Source organism: Burkholderiaceae bacterium DAT-1, assembly GCA_019084025.1.
In the GTDB taxonomy this organism is placed as follows: Bacteria; Pseudomonadota; Gammaproteobacteria; order Burkholderiales; family Chitinimonadaceae; genus DAT-1.
Window position 1 is genome coordinate 479,190 of sequence record JAHRBI010000004.1, and the last position, 15,998, is coordinate 495,187.

General features: G+C 54.1%; 14 protein-coding genes. 3 read left to right on the plus strand and 11 right to left on the minus strand.

What is annotated here, in order from left to right; genetic code table 11:
* Window positions 1–196: 196 nt before the first annotated feature.
* The 3 genes from KSF73_10885 to KSF73_10895 all read left to right on the plus strand — a co-directional run bounded on the left by KSF73_10885 (window position 197) and on the right by KSF73_10895 (window position 4,601).
* The gene (locus KSF73_10885) at window positions 197–2,197 is read left to right on the plus strand and encodes an aminotransferase class I/II-fold pyridoxal phosphate-dependent enzyme (protein MBV1776216.1); all 2,001 of its coding nucleotides are present in this window, start codon (window positions 197–199) and stop codon (window positions 2,195–2,197) included.
* 184 nt (window positions 2,198–2,381) lie between these two features.
* Window positions 2,382–3,302, plus strand: coding sequence for an ornithine carbamoyltransferase (argF, locus tag KSF73_10890; protein ID MBV1776217.1), 921 nt, complete (start codon window positions 2,382–2,384; stop codon window positions 3,300–3,302).
* A gap of 81 nt (window positions 3,303–3,383) precedes the next feature.
* On the plus strand, window positions 3,384–4,601 hold the full coding sequence (locus KSF73_10895) for an argininosuccinate synthase (GenBank protein ID MBV1776218.1): 1,218 nt from the start codon (window positions 3,384–3,386) through the stop codon (window positions 4,599–4,601).
* 106 nt (window positions 4,602–4,707) lie between these two features.
* Here KSF73_10895 and KSF73_10900 read toward each other — a convergent pair whose 3' ends face one another.
* The 11 genes from KSF73_10900 to KSF73_10950 form a co-directional block, all read right to left on the minus strand.
* Window positions 4,708–5,505 (minus strand): amino acid ABC transporter permease, encoded by a 798-nt coding sequence (locus KSF73_10900; protein ID MBV1776219.1) that lies wholly within the window; start codon window positions 5,503–5,505, stop codon window positions 4,708–4,710.
* An 18-nt stretch (window positions 5,506–5,523) separates the two neighbouring features.
* Complete coding sequence (locus KSF73_10905; protein ID MBV1776220.1) at window positions 5,524–6,306, minus strand: basic amino acid ABC transporter substrate-binding protein; 783 nt, start codon at window positions 6,304–6,306, stop codon at window positions 5,524–5,526.
* A 92-nt stretch (window positions 6,307–6,398) separates the two neighbouring features.
* A complete protein-coding gene (locus tag KSF73_10910) occupies window positions 6,399–8,036 on the minus strand; it encodes a sel1 repeat family protein (GenBank protein MBV1776221.1) in 1,638 nt (545 codons plus the stop codon).
* A gap of 241 nt (window positions 8,037–8,277) precedes the next feature.
* Window positions 8,278–8,538 carry a cell division topological specificity factor MinE gene (gene minE, locus KSF73_10915; GenBank protein ID MBV1776222.1) on the minus strand — a complete coding sequence of 87 codons (261 nt, stop codon included), beginning with the start codon at window positions 8,536–8,538 and terminating at the stop codon, window positions 8,278–8,280.
* Between the two features lies 1 nt (window position 8,539).
* Window positions 8,540–9,346: a septum site-determining protein MinD gene (minD, locus tag KSF73_10920; GenBank protein ID MBV1776223.1), complete on the minus strand. Its 807-nt coding sequence runs from the start codon at window positions 9,344–9,346 to the stop codon at window positions 8,540–8,542.
* A gap of 81 nt (window positions 9,347–9,427) precedes the next feature.
* Window positions 9,428–10,153: a septum site-determining protein MinC gene (gene minC / locus KSF73_10925; GenBank protein MBV1776224.1), complete on the minus strand. Its 726-nt coding sequence runs from the start codon at window positions 10,151–10,153 to the stop codon at window positions 9,428–9,430.
* 137 nt (window positions 10,154–10,290) lie between these two features.
* Window positions 10,291–10,896: a recombination mediator RecR gene (gene recR, locus KSF73_10930; GenBank protein ID MBV1776225.1), complete on the minus strand. Its 606-nt coding sequence runs from the start codon at window positions 10,894–10,896 to the stop codon at window positions 10,291–10,293.
* Between the two features lie 83 nt (window positions 10,897–10,979).
* Window positions 10,980–11,309, minus strand: a complete 330-nt coding sequence (locus tag KSF73_10935) for a YbaB/EbfC family nucleoid-associated protein (protein MBV1776226.1) — start codon at window positions 11,307–11,309, stop codon at window positions 10,980–10,982.
* A gap of 43 nt (window positions 11,310–11,352) precedes the next feature.
* Window positions 11,353–13,155 (minus strand): DNA polymerase III subunit gamma/tau, encoded by a 1,803-nt coding sequence (gene dnaX, locus KSF73_10940; protein MBV1776227.1) that lies wholly within the window; start codon window positions 13,153–13,155, stop codon window positions 11,353–11,355.
* 33 nt (window positions 13,156–13,188) lie between these two features.
* Window positions 13,189–15,675 (minus strand): hypothetical protein, encoded by a 2,487-nt coding sequence (locus tag KSF73_10945; GenBank protein MBV1776228.1) that lies wholly within the window; start codon window positions 15,673–15,675, stop codon window positions 13,189–13,191.
* A 126-nt stretch (window positions 15,676–15,801) separates the two neighbouring features.
* Window positions 15,802–15,998 (minus strand): hypothetical protein (locus KSF73_10950; protein MBV1776229.1); only part of this gene is annotated, 197 nt, incomplete at its 5' end.

Genomic DNA, 15,998 nt, shown 5'->3' on the forward strand with positions numbered 1-15,998 from the left:
TTTACTTAAAAAAAGACGAATGTCCAATGTCATAACTCACCTCCTTGGCAAGCAAATTGTGCAGGTACTGCGCTGGCAGCAACAGGGAAAGCCGGCGGACTCTACCCGGTGCAAACCTTCAGCTATGCTTCATCCCGTTCAATAACAAGCATAGTCGGTAATTTGAATGCCGACAGGACAAGGGACAAGATCAAACATGCCCAAACCAACCACACGCATCCTGCTGATCGTTGAAGAGAAGCTGGTGCTTAAAGAATTGTGCAAGGGACTCAATGCCGCCGCCCGTCAGCTGGGCAATCCGTTCGGGGTTAACTTCGCAGGCGTCAGCACCGCCGAAGAAGCCATGACCGCGATTCGCGAGGATGGTGACATCCAGGCCGTGATTGTCGACGACAAGCGTTACACCCTCGCGAATGGAAAAGGCCGCAAGGCGGCACAGGTACAGCAGCTGTCTGCGCTGGATCTGGTGCACACCATCCACGACCTCCGCCCCGAGCTCGATATCTATGTGATGATCGACCAGAGCAATGAAAATCAGGTGATCGATACCTTGCTGGCCGAAGCCGTTGATGGCTATTTCTGCCGAGAGGAACGCGATTACGCCGGCTGGTACCGCATTCTTAATGCGCAACTGCAGGAACGCGCCCGCACGCCGTTCTATGATCGCCTGAAACAATACGTTTTTATGGCCAAGGATGCCTGGCATACACCGGGCCACTCCTCGGGTGATTCCCTGCGCGGCAGCCCCTGGGCCGAAGATTTCTACGAGTTCATGGGCGAGCACATCTTCAAGGGCGACTTGTCGGTATCAGTCCCGATGCTGGATTCGCTCCTGCATCCAACCGGCATCATCGAAGAAGCGCAGCAGGTCGCGGCCAAGGCATTCGGTGCCGAACGTACCTTCTTTGCCACCAATGGCACCTCAACCGCCAACAAGGTCATCCTGCAGACGTTGATTGCCCCCGGCGACAAACTGCTGCTCGATCGCAACTGCCACAAGTCCGTGCATCATGGCGCGGTGATTTCCGGTGCACTGCCGATCTATCTGGATTCCAGCACCAATACCGAATATGGCCTGTTCGGGCCAGTGCCCAAGGCGACCATCTTCAAGGCGATTGAAGAAAATCCCGATGCCAGCGTCCTGATCCTGACGTCTTGTACCTATGATGGCCTGCGCTACGATCTCGCCCCGATCATCGAGGCCGCGCACAAGCATGGCATCAAGGTCATCATCGATGAAGCCTGGTTTGGTCACGCACGTTTTCACCCGACATTCCGTCCGACCGCGCTGGAATCCGGCGCGGATTACGCGACCCAGTCGACGCATAAGGTGATGAGTGCCTTCTCTCAGTCCTCGATGATTCATGTGAATGATCCGGACTTCAACGAGCATGTGTTCCGCGAGAACTACAATATGCACACCTCCACCAGCCCGCAATACAGCATGATTGCGAGTCTGGACGTAGCGCGCAGCCAGATGAGCATGGAAGGCTACAAGCTCTTGTCGCGCACACTGGCGCTGGCACAGGAAACCCGTGACCTGATTAACTCCACCGGTGTATTCCGCGTGCTGGAGCTCGAAGATCTGCTGCCGGAAGAAGTGCGCAACGATGGTGTGAAACTCGATCCCACCAAGATTACCGTCGATATTTCGGCCTCCGGCTACACCGTGGATGATCTGCAGAAGGTGCTGTTCGAGCGCTTCAATATCCAGATCGAAAAATCGACCTTCAATACCATCACGCTGCTGCTGACCATCGGCACCACCAAGAGCAAGGTGTCGCGCCTGTATGACGCGCTGATGCGCATTGCCCGCGAACGTCGTGCCGCAGGTCGACTGTACCGCACCCCCAATATCCCGCACTTCACCAGCCTGAAATACCTGCCGCGCGATGCCTTCTATTGCGAAGGCGAACTGGTGCCGCTGCTGGACGAGGCCGATCAGGTGAACCAAAAGCTGGCTGGCCAGATTTCTGCCGACCAGATCGTCCCGTATCCGCCCGGTATTCCGGTGCTGGTGCCGGGGCAGGTGATCACGCCGGAGATTATTTCCTATCTGGTGACGCTACTGCGCAGCCAGAAACAAGTCGAGCTGCACGGCGTGGTGTTCGATGGCTGGCTGCCCTGTATCCGGATTCTACGAGATGACGAGCAGCAAGTACTGCGGCCGCTGGCGTTGGAGAAGGCTGCAAAGTAGGAGGCACGTTTGTCAGGGCTGATTCGCCGGGTGGTCTGCCCCGGCGTCAGCCTGCGCGTCCGATTTTAATAATTTGGCGCAAACTTATAAATTTGCGTCCCAAATCTATAAACTTAGCTTGACCAAATGGTGCAAGCTAGGCGAAGCTCAGGGTTTTCCGTCCCACAACAGTGAGCTTTTCATCATGACAGTGAAGCATTTCCTTCAGTTCAGCGACTTTACCCGTGACGAGTTCGAACATCTGTTCGCTCGCACCAAAGTACTGAAGGATCGCCACTACCGACGAGAGCTCTATCAGCCGCTCGTGGGGCGCACACTGGCCATGATCTTCGAAAAGACCTCCACGCGTACCCGCGTGTCCTTCGAAGCAGGCATGAACCAGCTCGGCGGCCATGCCATGTTCCTGAATTCCAAGGATACCCAGCTAGGGCGTGGCGAGCCGGTTGAAGATGTGGGCCGCGTCATTGGCCGCATGTGCGATATCGTCATGATCCGCACCTTCGAGCAGCATATTGTCGATACCTTCGCCAAATATTCGCGCGCGCCGGTGATCAATGGCCTGACCAATGAATATCACCCGTGCCAGATTCTGGCTGATATCTTTACCTACATCGAACATCGCGGTTCGATTGAGGGCAAGACCGTGGCGTGGATCGGTGACTCCAACAATATCTCGCACACCTGGGCGCAAGCCGCAAAAATCTTCAATTTCAAGCTGCATCTGGCCTCGCCCAAGGGCTATGAGATGAAGTTTGCCCCGAACGAGCAGCTTGGTTCCGAACATTTTGTGCAGATGCATGATCCGCGCGAAGCGGCGGAAGGCGCGGATATTGTCTCGACCGACGTCTGTGTATCGATGGGCTTCGAGCGTGAATCGCTGCAGCGCCGTGTGGATTTCCTGAATTACAAGGTCAGTCAGGACATCATGAAGCTGGCCGACAAGGATGCGGTGTTCATGCACTGTCTGCCGGCGCATCGAGGCGAGGAAGTGGATCCGGATGTGCTGGATGGTCCGCAATCCATCGTCTGGGATGAGGCCGAAAACCGCATGCATGCCCAGAAAGCACTGATCGAATACCTGCTGCTTGGCCGCGTCAACGATTGATTGACCTCGCTTAATACTCCGTACTTTTAATCGTGAGAGGCTGGTGAAGCGTCCCGCCTCTCAATGCATGGGAAAACTCAAATGTCAGATATCAAGAAAGTTGTGCTTGCCTACTCCGGTGGTCTCGATACTTCGGTGATTCTCAAATGGCTGCAGGATACCTATCAGTGCGAAGTGGTGACCTTCACTGCCGATATCGGCCAGGGTGAAGAGCTGGAACCTGCACGCCAGAAGGCACTGAAGTTCGGCATCAAGCCGGAAAACATCTACATCGACGATCTGCGCGAAGAGTTCGTGCGCGATTTCGTGTTCCCGATGTTCCGTGCCAATACCGTGTACGAAGGCGAATACCTGCTGGGTACCTCCATTGCCCGCCCGCTGATTGCCAAGCGCCAGATTGAAATCGCCAACGCCACCGGCGCCGATGCTGTGAGTCATGGCGCCACCGGCAAGGGAAATGATCAGGTACGTTTCGAGCTGGGTTATTACGCACTGAAGCCGGGCGTGAAGGTGATTGCACCGTGGCGTGAGTGGGATCTGCTCAGCCGCGAAAAACTGCTGGCCTATGCCGAAGCGGCCGGTATTGCCATCGACATGAAGCACAAGCAGGGTGGGGCGCCGTACTCCATGGATGCCAACCTGCTGCACATCAGCTTCGAAGGCCGCCATCTGGAAGATCCGAAGGCAGAAGCCGAAGAAGGCATGTGGCGCTGGACCGTGAGCCCGGAGGCCGCACCCGATGCACCGGAATACATCGACCTGGAATTCAAGAGCGGTGATCTGGTTTCCATCAATGGCATCGCCATGAAACCGCACGAATTACTGGCACGTCTGAACGAACTGGGTGGCAAGCATGGCATCGGCCGTCTGGATCTGGTGGAAAACCGCTATGTCGGCATGAAGAGCCGTGGCTGCTATGAAACCCCGGGCGGCACGATTCTGCTGCGCGCGCATCGCGCCATTGAATCCATCACGCTCGATCGTGAGGTGGCACATCTGAAGGATGAACTGATGCCGCGCTACGCCAAGCTGATCTACACCGGCTACTGGTGGAGCCCGGAGCGTCGCGCCCTGCAGGCACTGATCGACTACTCGCAAACCTATGTAAATGGCTGGGTACGTATCAAACTGTACAAGGGCAATGTCACCGTGGTGTCACGTGATTCCGGTGATACCCTGTTCGATCAGACCATCGCGACATTTGACGATGATGGCGGTGCATACAACCAGAAGGACGCAGAAGGCTTCATCAAGCTGAATGCCCTGCGGATGCGGATTGCGGCGCGCAAGGGGCGTTGATTCGCTGCCTCGTAAAAATGGGAAACCCGGCTTCACAGCCGGGTTTTTTCATACGCAATTTGTCCGCTAACGAATCACCTAGTGGACAATACCAGAGGTGAGCAGCCTAGTGACCGCCGCTTCCCTCATACTTCTCTTCCAGCTTGCTCACACCCCACGCCATCATCAACGTGAGTACCAGATAGCTCGCGGCAATGGCCAGATAGGGCTCCCAGAAACGGGAATAGGCACCCGCAGCTGTTCGCGCTGCATAGACCATCTCGCTCAGGCCAATCGCGGATACCAGCGACGAATCCTTGAGTAGCATGATGGCTTCGTTGCCTAAAGGCGGCAGCATGCGGCGAAAGGCCTGCGGGACGATGATATGGCGCATGGTTTGCCAGTAGTTCAGCCCCAGCGAACGTGCAGCCTCAGTCTGACCCTTGTGAATGGACTGAATGCCTGCGCGGAAGATTTCTGTGATGTAGGCACCGGCATTCAGTGTCAGAGCCAACAGGCCGGACATAAATGCCCCATAATCCTGACGCAGTGTACGTGCCAGATCTCCAGAAATTAGCAGCCCGTCAGCTGGGTGAACCAGCATGGGGAGCGCCGCAAAATGAATCAGCAGAATCTGAACGAATAGTGGAGTGCCACGGAAAAAAGTAACGTAGGCAGCAACTGGCCAGCGCACGCCAAAGCGCACGATATGCTTCCACTTTCCATGACGCACGTCAGCTACGCGGCCCAAGCCGGCAGCGAGTCCGATCAAGGTACCCAGGATCACAGCAATGGCTGTAATCTTGATGGTCATCCAGGCACCTTGCAGAAAGAGCTCGCGATACTCCCAGATAATATCCAAACGTACATTGGCCAGGGCAGGGATGGCATCCTGCGCCGACTTCCAGAAACTCAGAAAATCCATCCAGCTAGCCTCTGATCCTTACTTCGCCACGGTAAAGTAGCGCGCATAAATCTGATCGTAGGTGCCATCAGTCTTGATTTTACGCAGACCTGCGTTAATGCGTTCAAGCACGGCTTGGTTTCCCTTTTTGACCGCGAAGCCATAGAACTCTTTGTTGAAAGATGCGTCATCGACCAGTTTCAATTTGGCATCAGCATTGTTCTTTAGGAAGTTGATCACCACGCCGTTATCGGCAATCACCGCATCTACGCCGCCGTTTTGCAATTCCTTCAGTGCCAGCGGCGTGCTCTCGAAGCGGATGATATCGCCGCTGGTTTTGCCTAGTGTCTGCTGTGCCACCTCATCGCCGGTTGTACCGGTCTGAACACCGACCTTCTTTCCTTTTAGATCGGACACTTTGGTGAGTGGGTTATTTGCATTCACCACAATCAATTGTTGAGCTTCAAAGTATGGCTCGGAGAAATCCATGGTTTGTTTACGAGCCTCAGTGATCGTCACCGCAGAAGCCACAATGTCACGATCGCCCGATGCCAGTGTCGCAAAAATGCCTTCCCACGGTGTATTGACGAATTCGACCCTGACTCCACCTTTTTCAGCGGCAGCCTTTAAAACATCAACATCAAATCCCACTACGCTGCGATCTTCCGCTTGGGATTCAAAAGGCGCATAAGCCGCATCGCTAGCAACTTTCAGTACCTGACTGGCGCTAGCTTGCTCCTGCCCAGCGTCTTTCTTGCCACAGGCACTGAGTGCGATGGCAAGGACGGTTGCAGAAAGAACAAGGCGACGGCGTGCATTCATCTGGTTGGATCCCAAAAGCTAGAAAAATTGGAGGCGTCGACTATACCGCGATGATGCGGTACAGGCAAAAGCCAATCATGAGGGTGTTGCGGTCAACTCGCCTCTGCCTTTTTTAGTTCGGCCGGACTCAATTGACTCTTGATTTGTTTCAGGCGCTCTTTGGCTGCATCATCATGTTCGGCAGCACGTTTCATCCACTTGTAAGCCTGAACCGCATCCTGACTGACACCGCGTCCATTGAGGTACATGAGTGCAAGGTTGTACTGTCCAGTCGTGATGCCGGATTCGGCAGCTTCACGCGAGAGCCGTGCGGCTTCTTCATCATTCTTGCGAACGCCACGTCCCGTCATGTACATAAAGCCTAGGTAAGCCTTGGCCTCGGCAAAATCCTGCTGAATCGCTCGCTGATACCAGGCAACCGCGACCCCATTATTTTCATGAACACCCTTGCCCTGGCGGAAGCGCAATCCAAGCTGAGTCTGTGCCGCCGGATTACCGCCTTCTGCCAGTGTTTTGAGTTCATCCAGAGGCGTTTGGTCAAAGTCGGCGGTTTTGCTGCCCGCAGCGGCACGAGCCATGGCTTCGGCGGTTTCCTTACTGGCGACATGTGCTGCCGGGGAGGGGGTGGGCTGTGTTTGCGCGGTGGGCTGAGTCGTATCAGCAGCCACCGGAGCGGGCTCTTGAACCGTGGGCGTGATTGCTGATGCAGAAGATATCTGCGCAATCTCGGTATGTTCCGTCGATTTGTTCGGAGTGTGCTGGCTGATTGTGCGCCCACCCATCCAAACGGTGCCAGCTACAAGTAAAATGCCGGTACCGGTCGCGATATAGCCGAGGTGATCCCCGATGCGACGTTTAACTTTGCTTGATCGAGCTGCGGCGGGTGCCATGGCAGGGGGCGGTGACAATGGATCGGAACCGCTGCGTAATGCGGGCATTGGATGCATTGTGACGATCGAACCAGTGGGTGGCGGAGCCGCAACTGCAAAGGTCTCTGGTGATATTTCCAGTGATTCAAACGCTTTAATGCAGGCATCCAGTGACGAATAACCACCATGCAGCACTGACTTCTGCATTTTGCGGATCAGTGAAGGCAGTTGTTCCTGGTGGACATCCTTGTAGTAGTCAATGCGGTGCAGCGAGATTTGTCGGAACCAATGCCCCAGTGCATGCAGATCGCTGCGCCAGTCGATGCTGTTGACGGTCAGATCGGGCATCAAGACCGATTCATAGCGATCCCACGCGGACGAGGATAAAGCCTTCCAGTTGGTGGCGGTGGGCTCACCGCAAATACGGGCAAATTGATTGAAATCTTTCTGAATCGCTTCTCGCATGGCGGGCGATAAATACGTCGCATCCGGGCTGTCCAGATCAATAAACAGCGGCTTTTCGATGCGATCACGGGCAGTACGGGCGACAGAGAAATCGATGACACACAGGCTGCCGTAGTCAATTTCATCTCGCTCATTCTGCTTGAGAATCAGCGTGTCCGGCCGGAGTCCACCGTGGACGATGCCATGCTTGTTCAGCTGGGCAAGTAGCTTCAGACAGGCGAGAATCAGGCGAATCAACTCGCTTGATCGCTGGAAGGGATGCTCCAGCTCACCTGTAGGCGCAGATAGCCAGTGAGTGAGTGGCGCGCCACTGGCTTCGCTTACGATCGCACGTCTTTCAAGGTCGACTGCGAGAAACCGGGTGCAGTGAGCCCGGTCTCGCAGCAGAGATTGCATAATACGTGTTTCATGGCACAGCCAGTAGTCCGCTGCCGGAAATGACGGTGATAGCAATTTGCACCAATGTTCTGACCCGCGCGGGCTCTGAAAATGCTCGAGCTGGACCAGACGGTTGGCAGGACCAAGGGGTTCAGCCTGGAATGACATTTCCTTCCATCTCCTCGCTGTGGTGCGTCATTCGTCGTTTTTCATTATTGCTTTAAAATGACGCATTTACCGGATCAGTGTTGCATAAAGCTTACTTGCGCACGCTTTCTGGTAACACAATATTTACCTCCAGCACATCCACATCATCCTGACGCTCCAGAGACACCTTGATGTCATCTTGACTGACTGCGACGTATTTGGAAATTACCGCCATCAGTTCCTGTTGCAATTGTGGTAAATAATTGGCGCCATCACGACCCGCACGCTCATGTGCCAGGATGATTGACAAGCGTTCACGCGCCACATTGGCAGTCTTCTTTTTGCTGCCCAGCAAGTAGTCCAGAAACGACATATCAACCTCCAAACAGGCGCTTGAGCCAACCCTGCTTGGGCATTTCGACAAAGCGCAGCGGCTTGTCCTCTCCGAGGAAGCGGCTTATCACATCTTTGTAAGCCTCTGCCACATCACTTTCGCTGTGAATGACAGGCGAACCGCTATTGGATGCTTGCAGGACAGCCTCCGATTCCGGTATCACGCCAATCAGCGGGATACGAAGCAAGCCCTGAATATCGTCCAGTGACAACATCTCGCCAGCATCTACACGCTTGGGTGAATAACGGGTGATCAGAAGATGAGCCTTGATTTGCTGACCTTCTTCGGCCTTTTTGGATTTTGCATCGAGAATACCCAGAATGCGGTCGGAGTCACGCACCGACGATACTTCTGGGTTGGTCACGACGATCGCTTCATCTGCATAATAGAGCGCGAGCAGTGCACCTGTTTCGATGCCTGCAGGAGAATCGCAAATGATGTATTCAAAGCCATCAGCAATCATTTCCTGAATGACTTTCTCGACACCTTCTCTGGTGAGTGCATCCTTATCACGAGTTTGCGAGGCGGGCAGGACATACAGATTGTCGCAATGCTTGTCCTTGATCAGTGCCTGACGCAGCGATGCTTCGCCGTGAATCACATTGATGAAGTCATAGACGACACGGCGCTCGCAACCCATGATCAAATCGAGGTTACGCAGACCCACATCAAAATCAATGACCGCAGTTTTGTGGCCGCGCAGCGCAAGGCCGGATGCAAAACTGGCGCTGGTGGTCGTTTTGCCTACACCACCCTTGCCTGAGGTGACTACAACGATCTTAGCCACAATATTCCTTCCTGAATGACAGATATTCCATTTGCCGAACAGTGACTTGCCTGAACTCAGTCACGCGTCCGGGTATTTCGATTAAACCTGGATGGGCTCAATAGAGAGCTTGTTTCCATCCAGACGTGTCTGTGCGGGCTTGCTGGCAATACTGACTGGCAAGGCCTCTTCAATGTTGCGGTAAATGCCTGCAATGGATAGCAATTCGGCTTCCATGCACTGCGTAAAAATTCGTGCAGATGTATCACCCCGTGCACCTGCGAGTGCACGGCCGCGTAACTGACCATAAACGTGGATATTGCCATCGGCGATCAATTCAGCGCCCTGACTCACGTAATTCAGCACAATCAAATCGGCGCCTCGCGCATAGATTTGCTGCCCACCTCGTACTGGCCGATCAATGATGAGTGTTTTAGGTGCCGCAACTGGTGTGGGAGCCGGCGCTGCCTCTTCTGTACGTTTGGAGGCTGCTTCCTTCGCCGGTGTGCCTTTCAGCAGCGGGAGTCCGCCCAGATTCGCCGGGATGTGCTCAATGGCGCGAACGCCCAGTGGCCGCAGTGTATGGCGCTCCAGCACTTCACGGATGTGCGGGACAAAATGATCCCCGACAGCGCGATTCAGCTGCGACAAATCGATCAGAACGGGCTCATCACCAAAGAAGGCGCGCTGCTTGGCCAGCGTACTCTCCAGAGAGGGGATCAGCGTATCCAGTTCTGGATTGAGCGGTGTAAAGGCAAGCATGTTGAGCGAAGCACTTTTAAATTCAAAAGCCTGCTCATTGCCAGAGTTTGTAGTCTTTGCCTTCATCTATCAGAATTTCAGATATTTCGTATGCTTGATTACATGCGGATTGCATGCAGTGTAACGGTTTCGCGGTTTTTGCGACACATGTCCAGCACAGTGTGGGATGGATGCATCAGTTCCCGGCATGCCTGTCAGAAACATCAGTTCTCAACGGGTCTGCGCTCAATCAATGCCTGTGCCAACGTTCCGCTATCTACATGCTCCAGTTCACCACCCACTGGCAGCCCGCGTGCGATTCGGCTCACCTGCAAACCGGCAGCACGCAGCGCCTCTCCCAGATAGTGGGCAGTCGCCTCGCCTTCAACGGTGAAATTGGTCGATAAAATCACTTCCTCGACAATGCCATCACGTGCCCGACCAAGAAGCTGATCGAAATGAACGTCCGCCGGACCAATGCCATCCAGCGGAGAAAGCCGCCCCATCAGCACAAAGTAGAGGCCCTTGTATGCCAATGTCTGCTCAATCATGAGCAAATCTGCAGGCATTTCCACAACGCACAGTTTGCTTCTATCCCGTGCAGAATCACTGCACAGGTCGCAAATCTCTGCCTCTGTATAGTTATTGCAGCGCTGACAATGTCTGAGTGTCATTAGTGCATATTGGATTGAACGCGCTAACGAGCCTGCTCCTTCGCGATCGCGCTGCATCAGGTGATAAGCCATTCGCTGTGCGGATCGTGGTCCGACGCCGGGTAAAACCTTGAGTGCGTCAATCAAAGCATCGAGTGCAGCGGGTTGCCGGGACATGATAGCTTTCAAATTAAGGTAATCGTGAGTACGCTGAAAATGCCGAAGGCCCTTAGCGGGCCTTCTTCATGCAACGATCCGGATCAGAACGGCATTTTGAAGCCCGGCGGCAGGTTCAAACCAGCGGTAAATCCAGCCATTTTGTCTTGAGTTGTTGCTTCGGCTTTGCGCAGCGCATCGTTAAATGCAGCAGCGATCAAGTCTTCGAGCATTTCCTTGTCGTCATCAATTACGGATGGATCAATGTTGACGCGGCGAACCACGTGATGACATGTCATGGTGATCTTGACCATGCCTGCACCAGATTGACCTTCCACTTCAACATTGCCCAGCTCTTCCTGAGCTTTCTTCATGTTGTCCTGCATTTGCTGGGCCTGTTTCATCAGGTTACCCAGTCCACCTTTGCCAAACATAATTGCTCCTGAGAAAAGGTCGGTGTATCAAGTGGCAGCACTGTCAGGAGGCTGCCGAATCCTGTGCAACGATGCTGTCCGGCTTGATGGTACCGCCAAACTCTTGCATGAGTGTTTGCACGAAATGATCGTCGTTGAGTGCAGAAACAGCTGCATCCAACTGAAACTGTCTGAATTGTTCGCGCTTGGCTGCAGGCGTAGCATCCGCTTCTCCACCAAGTTCAACATTCAATCGAATGCGGCGGCCGACAAGGCGTTCCAGTTCGTCCGCTAGTTTTAACTGATAGGATTCACCGGCCATCGCAGCCTTTGACTGTGGCACCGTGAGCCAGATTGCGTCGTGATCCTGCCTGAGAAGTTGCGCATTCATTGCCAGCATATTGGCTAGCCCGCCTGATTTCATGCGACCTACAAGCGCTCCCCAATCGCCGTTCGGGACAAGCTCACCCGAGGCCGGTATCGACTCAGCCATATCGCCTCGACTGGCTTGTATATCATCCAGGCTAAGGGGCTGTATATGCTCTTCTAATGCGTCCTCCCATGGGGGAATAGCATCAGGCAGTGGGGCTGGAGGCGGAATGACTGCTTCCGCTATCGCAGGTGCCTGGCGAATGGGGGCGGGTGCAGCTACTGCCTCTGCGCGGTGTTGTGCAATTGAGGAGGGTACGATAGCCACTGCCGCTTCATTCAGCAACTGAGTGGCAGGCGGTGGATTGGCCGAACCATGCTCTGTTGTGCGTCGTCCTCCGGGGGGGGGATGATCGCTTGGCGCAAATGCAAGCATGCGCAACAGGCACATCGACATCCCCGCGAACTCATCGGGTGCGAGCGCTAGATCGCGCCTGCCGTGGATGGCGATCTGGTAATACAGCTGAGCATCTTCCGGGCTCATCTGGCCAGCCAGCTGCTGTATGGCGGCCAGCTGCGGTGTATCGTTACCCAAAGCGGCAGGTACCGACTGACAAAGGGCCACAAGATGCAGGATGGATGCCAGCTCCTGCAGTGCCGAGTCAGCCGCGATGCCGCGCGCCGACAACTGCTCGGCCGCAGTGATCATGGCAGCGCCATTGCGATGTGCAATATGTCCGAGCACCTCAAAGAGCGCGCTGCGATCAACGGCGCCCAGCATGGCATGAACACCTGCTGTCTCAACATGTCCGGAACCATAGGCGATGGCTTGATCTAGCAGCGACAGCGCATCCCGCATACTTCCAGCTGCAGCATGACCTAAAGCAATAAGCGCTTCTGGTTCATACGGAATGCCTTCTGCATCCAGTACTTTTCCCAAATGCGTGGATACCTGCTGGGGTAGCATCTGGCGGAGCGAAAATTGCAAGCAACGCGAGAGCACCGTTACCGGCACTTTTTGCGGATCGGTAGTTGCGAGAATGAATTTGACGTGTCCGGGTGGCTCTTCAAGGGTTTTGAGCATCGCATTGAATGCGCTTTTCGAAAGCATGTGCACTTCATCGATGATGTAAACCTTGAAACGACCCTGAGTCGGAGCGTACTGAGCGTTGTCCAGTACCTCACGGATATTGTCGATACCGGTATTGGATGCAGCGTCAATTTCCAGTAAGTCAACAAATCGTCCTGCATCGATTTGGGTACAAGTACTGCATTCACCGCACGGGTGCGCGGTAATGCCGGTTTCACAGTTCAGCGATTTCGCTAAGATCCGCGCAATGGTGGTCTTGCCCACACCCCGTGTACCGGTAAGCAGATAGGCATGATGCAACCGCTGGTTTTCCAAGGCATTGGAGAGCGCCTTGACGACGTGCTCCTGCCCGACCAGGGTTGCAAAGGAACGAGGGCGCCATTTGCGCGCGAGAACTTGATAGGCCATGGCGTCGATTCTATCAGATCACCCGCTAACGCGTTAACGAGACGCGCCGGAAACGCTACTGCCTGTCGCATCCACGGGTTTAGCTGTGCATTCGGGATTGCTCGGTACGGTGACCTCAAACAACCGGCCATCTACCCAGTGAATGCGCGCTTTGAGTCGCCTCGATTCATTCATGTTGCTGACTTTCAGGCAGACGCCCTTGTCGCAAGGGGATAGATTGACAGGATTACCTTTATTGTTGGTGGTGGCATCCAGATCGCTGCTCGCCCACTCAATCAGTTCAAGCTGCCTGCCGGGTATCAAGTCGGGGGTGTTGCATGCGGGGGCTTCGAGCTGCGGGAATGAAACAACGGATTTCTTCAGCGATTGCCAATCTCCCGTCAGTCCGGACGGCTCATGCGCAACGCGGAATAAGATGGGGTTGCTCACGGATGGCAGTTGAACTGCCGTGAAGTTGACGGGTGAACGAGTACGAAGTTCGTTACGCGCCAGATTAGCCATCAAGGGAACTTGAATGGGTTTCTCTGCAGTGGCAGGATCATCTTGAAACTTCAGCTGCAGCGCATAGTTTCCGTTGATGAGCTGATACCCACCGTTGGCCTTGAGTGAAATCGCGATGCCCGAGTCTGCCGTCACCAATGAGTCGTTTAAGCCCAGATTCCATTGCCGTGCCAGTGGAGATAGCAGCGTAACCATGCCGTCTCTTGCAGAGATGCTGACATTGGGGCGAGCGCCAAGCTTGGTTAATTGAACATCCATGCTGGCAGGCTCGTTGTTTACGTGGACGATCTTGATTTTAGTTGGAAGGGAATCATTCTTGCGGGCATCCGCAGAGCACATAAAGGTGGCAACCGTACCATCGGAGGGCGCGTTGCTATCCTGTCGCTCGCATCGTGACTTTCCTGCCTGTAGATAATCGACACGTTTCAGATTGTTACCACGCAGTTCGATTAGGTTTTCCAGATCAAAGTGGGTGGCTTTGCTGATATGAGCGCGAGGCTTCAGAATCCGAACAGGCAGCACTTGCTTGTCCACGCCATACTGCCCGATAACCAATTGCGCCTCGCCAGGCAATGCTTGAGATAAATCGACACTTAAGTCGTTACCAGCATCCGGTGCGGTTGAGGCAACATCCACCCCATTCACTCGAAGGGACATGCTTTCGATGCATGCATCTACTTCATTGCTGTTTATCCCGAGTTGAGTCTTCTCTCCGGAAATCAGCGTATCAAGCCCAGTGACATGGTGTAGCAAACTTGCTGTAGCGGGCACTGCGACTTTAAATGCAGGGACGCTCGCGCTTGCGAAACTGTATTTACCTTTGAGCGACGCATGCATAACCTGACCATCCATGGTAATGCTGCGCGCTATACGATTGAAGTCAAATCTCATCTTGCCCAGATCGGGTCTGAAACTGAAATCGCTAATATTGAGAATTGCCTCTCCGGACTCGCTATCCGCCAGAACCAGCCGCCAGTCGTGCCAGTAATTACTCAAGGGAAGCGCACCTTTGATTGCCAGGCGAATTTCACCGTGACTCAGGCAGGCGATCCCTTTGCCAGCAGCACTGATGGTCGGTTGCTTGCCGGTAAACCAGCTGGGAACGTATACATATGCTGTTTTTACATCCCCGCTACGAAAGCGCATGCCAGAGTACAGCTGAATGAGCTCCTTTCCCTCCTGACGCTGGCCCGAGGATGGAGCAAAGTCATAGTTGTCACCATATTTATTGGCGAGATAGGTTCCAGCCTCGGTGACAATCTTCATATTCGCGAAGATATCCAAGGGTAACTTTGCCGCGCTCGCGTCTGGGCCCGCCGAGGCCCATTTCGTATCGGTAGAGGGAAGGGCAAGATCCTTGCTTGTCACAATGCTGACGGCTACGCACTTGGTATTGACTACATTATCCCGGAAGCAGGCGGGATCGATCTCCCGAACCCCGAATCGCGCAGCCAGTTCACGCGTGGCGCCGATGGCCTGATCGGGCTGGCGCGACTGCAGCATGCTATCCAGACCCGACTTCAATGCATTGATCGCCAGATTGATCTGGTCAATTTTCTGTAACTCGAGAAAACGCTGAGGATCGGTACGGATGGCATCAATGATCAGCGAGGCGGATTCTGAAAAGCTTGTATATATACCAAACAGAGTTCGAACCTGTGGCGCCAGGACAATAACTGGCAGCTGATTGTCCGCAGTGATGTCCAGTGCGATCTCTTTGGGTGGGTTCGACAAATCGAACTTCTTCGCCTCAACCTTGCTGCCAGCAGGAGACACTGCGGCCAGTACCATTAGCCATTTCTCATCTGCCTTACCATCCTTGTCAGGAACGATGATGAGCTTGTCGCCCTTTTGCAGCTGATCAACCAGATAGATAGGCAGCCTGCTGTCACTGCGTTGCACGTACGCACCAAACGCCGGGCCGGGGTGACTCGATTCGATGCTTGTTACTTTATTGTCTGCGGCCAATGTGGCGGGTAGCAATGCCGCTGTAAGTAAGAAAGGCAGGTATTTCAGCATGAGATTCCGGGAAAACAGCAGTTAAGAGTACTCAGGAGTGCATTGTAACTCGCCATAAATCGACCGGTAGTATCTAAATTGGGAGTGAAGTACTGAATTTGGCAGCATCACTGAGAGCGTTATGTCTCAAAGTTTAAAAAATTCCTCCCATGCAAAACAGCCACTTACGTACTTTGCGTCAAAAAACTGTAAAAGGGGTGTTGACTGGTTTTTAAAAGCCACGTATAGTTCGGCCTCTCGCTGAACGCGACGCAGCAAACGAAACGAATGCAGCGAAGCGAAAAAATCAGCACCGCTCTTTAACAAGATACAACCGATAAGCG

Coding starts and splice junctions, on each gene's coding strand:
- KSF73_10935 (MBV1776226.1), bottom strand. CDS start 11,309: ATGTTTGGCAAAGGTGGACTGGGTAACCTGATGAAACAGGCCCAGCAA.
- minE (MBV1776222.1), bottom strand. CDS start 8,538: ATGTCGTTTCTGGACTACTTGCTGGGCAGCAAAAAGAAGACTGCCAAT.
- argF (MBV1776217.1), top strand. CDS start 2,382: ATGACAGTGAAGCATTTCCTTCAGTTCAGCGACTTTACCCGTGACGAG.
- recR (MBV1776225.1), bottom strand. CDS start 10,896: ATGTCCCGGCAACCCGCTGCACTCGATGCTTTGATTGACGCACTCAAG.
- KSF73_10900 (MBV1776219.1), bottom strand. CDS start 5,505: ATGGATTTTCTGAGTTTCTGGAAGTCGGCGCAGGATGCCATCCCTGCC.
- KSF73_10885 (MBV1776216.1), top strand. CDS start 197: ATGCCCAAACCAACCACACGCATCCTGCTGATCGTTGAAGAGAAGCTG.
- minC (MBV1776224.1), bottom strand. CDS start 10,153: ATGAAGGCAAAGACTACAAACTCTGGCAATGAGCAGGCTTTTGAATTT.
- KSF73_10910 (MBV1776221.1), bottom strand. CDS start 8,036: ATGCAATCTCTGCTGCGAGACCGGGCTCACTGCACCCGGTTTCTCGCA.
- KSF73_10895 (MBV1776218.1), top strand. CDS start 3,384: ATGTCAGATATCAAGAAAGTTGTGCTTGCCTACTCCGGTGGTCTCGAT.
- dnaX (MBV1776227.1), bottom strand. CDS start 13,155: ATGGCCTATCAAGTTCTCGCGCGCAAATGGCGCCCTCGTTCCTTTGCA.
- KSF73_10945 (MBV1776228.1), bottom strand. CDS start 15,675: ATGCTGAAATACCTGCCTTTCTTACTTACAGCGGCATTGCTACCCGCC.
- KSF73_10905 (MBV1776220.1), bottom strand. CDS start 6,306: ATGAATGCACGCCGTCGCCTTGTTCTTTCTGCAACCGTCCTTGCCATC.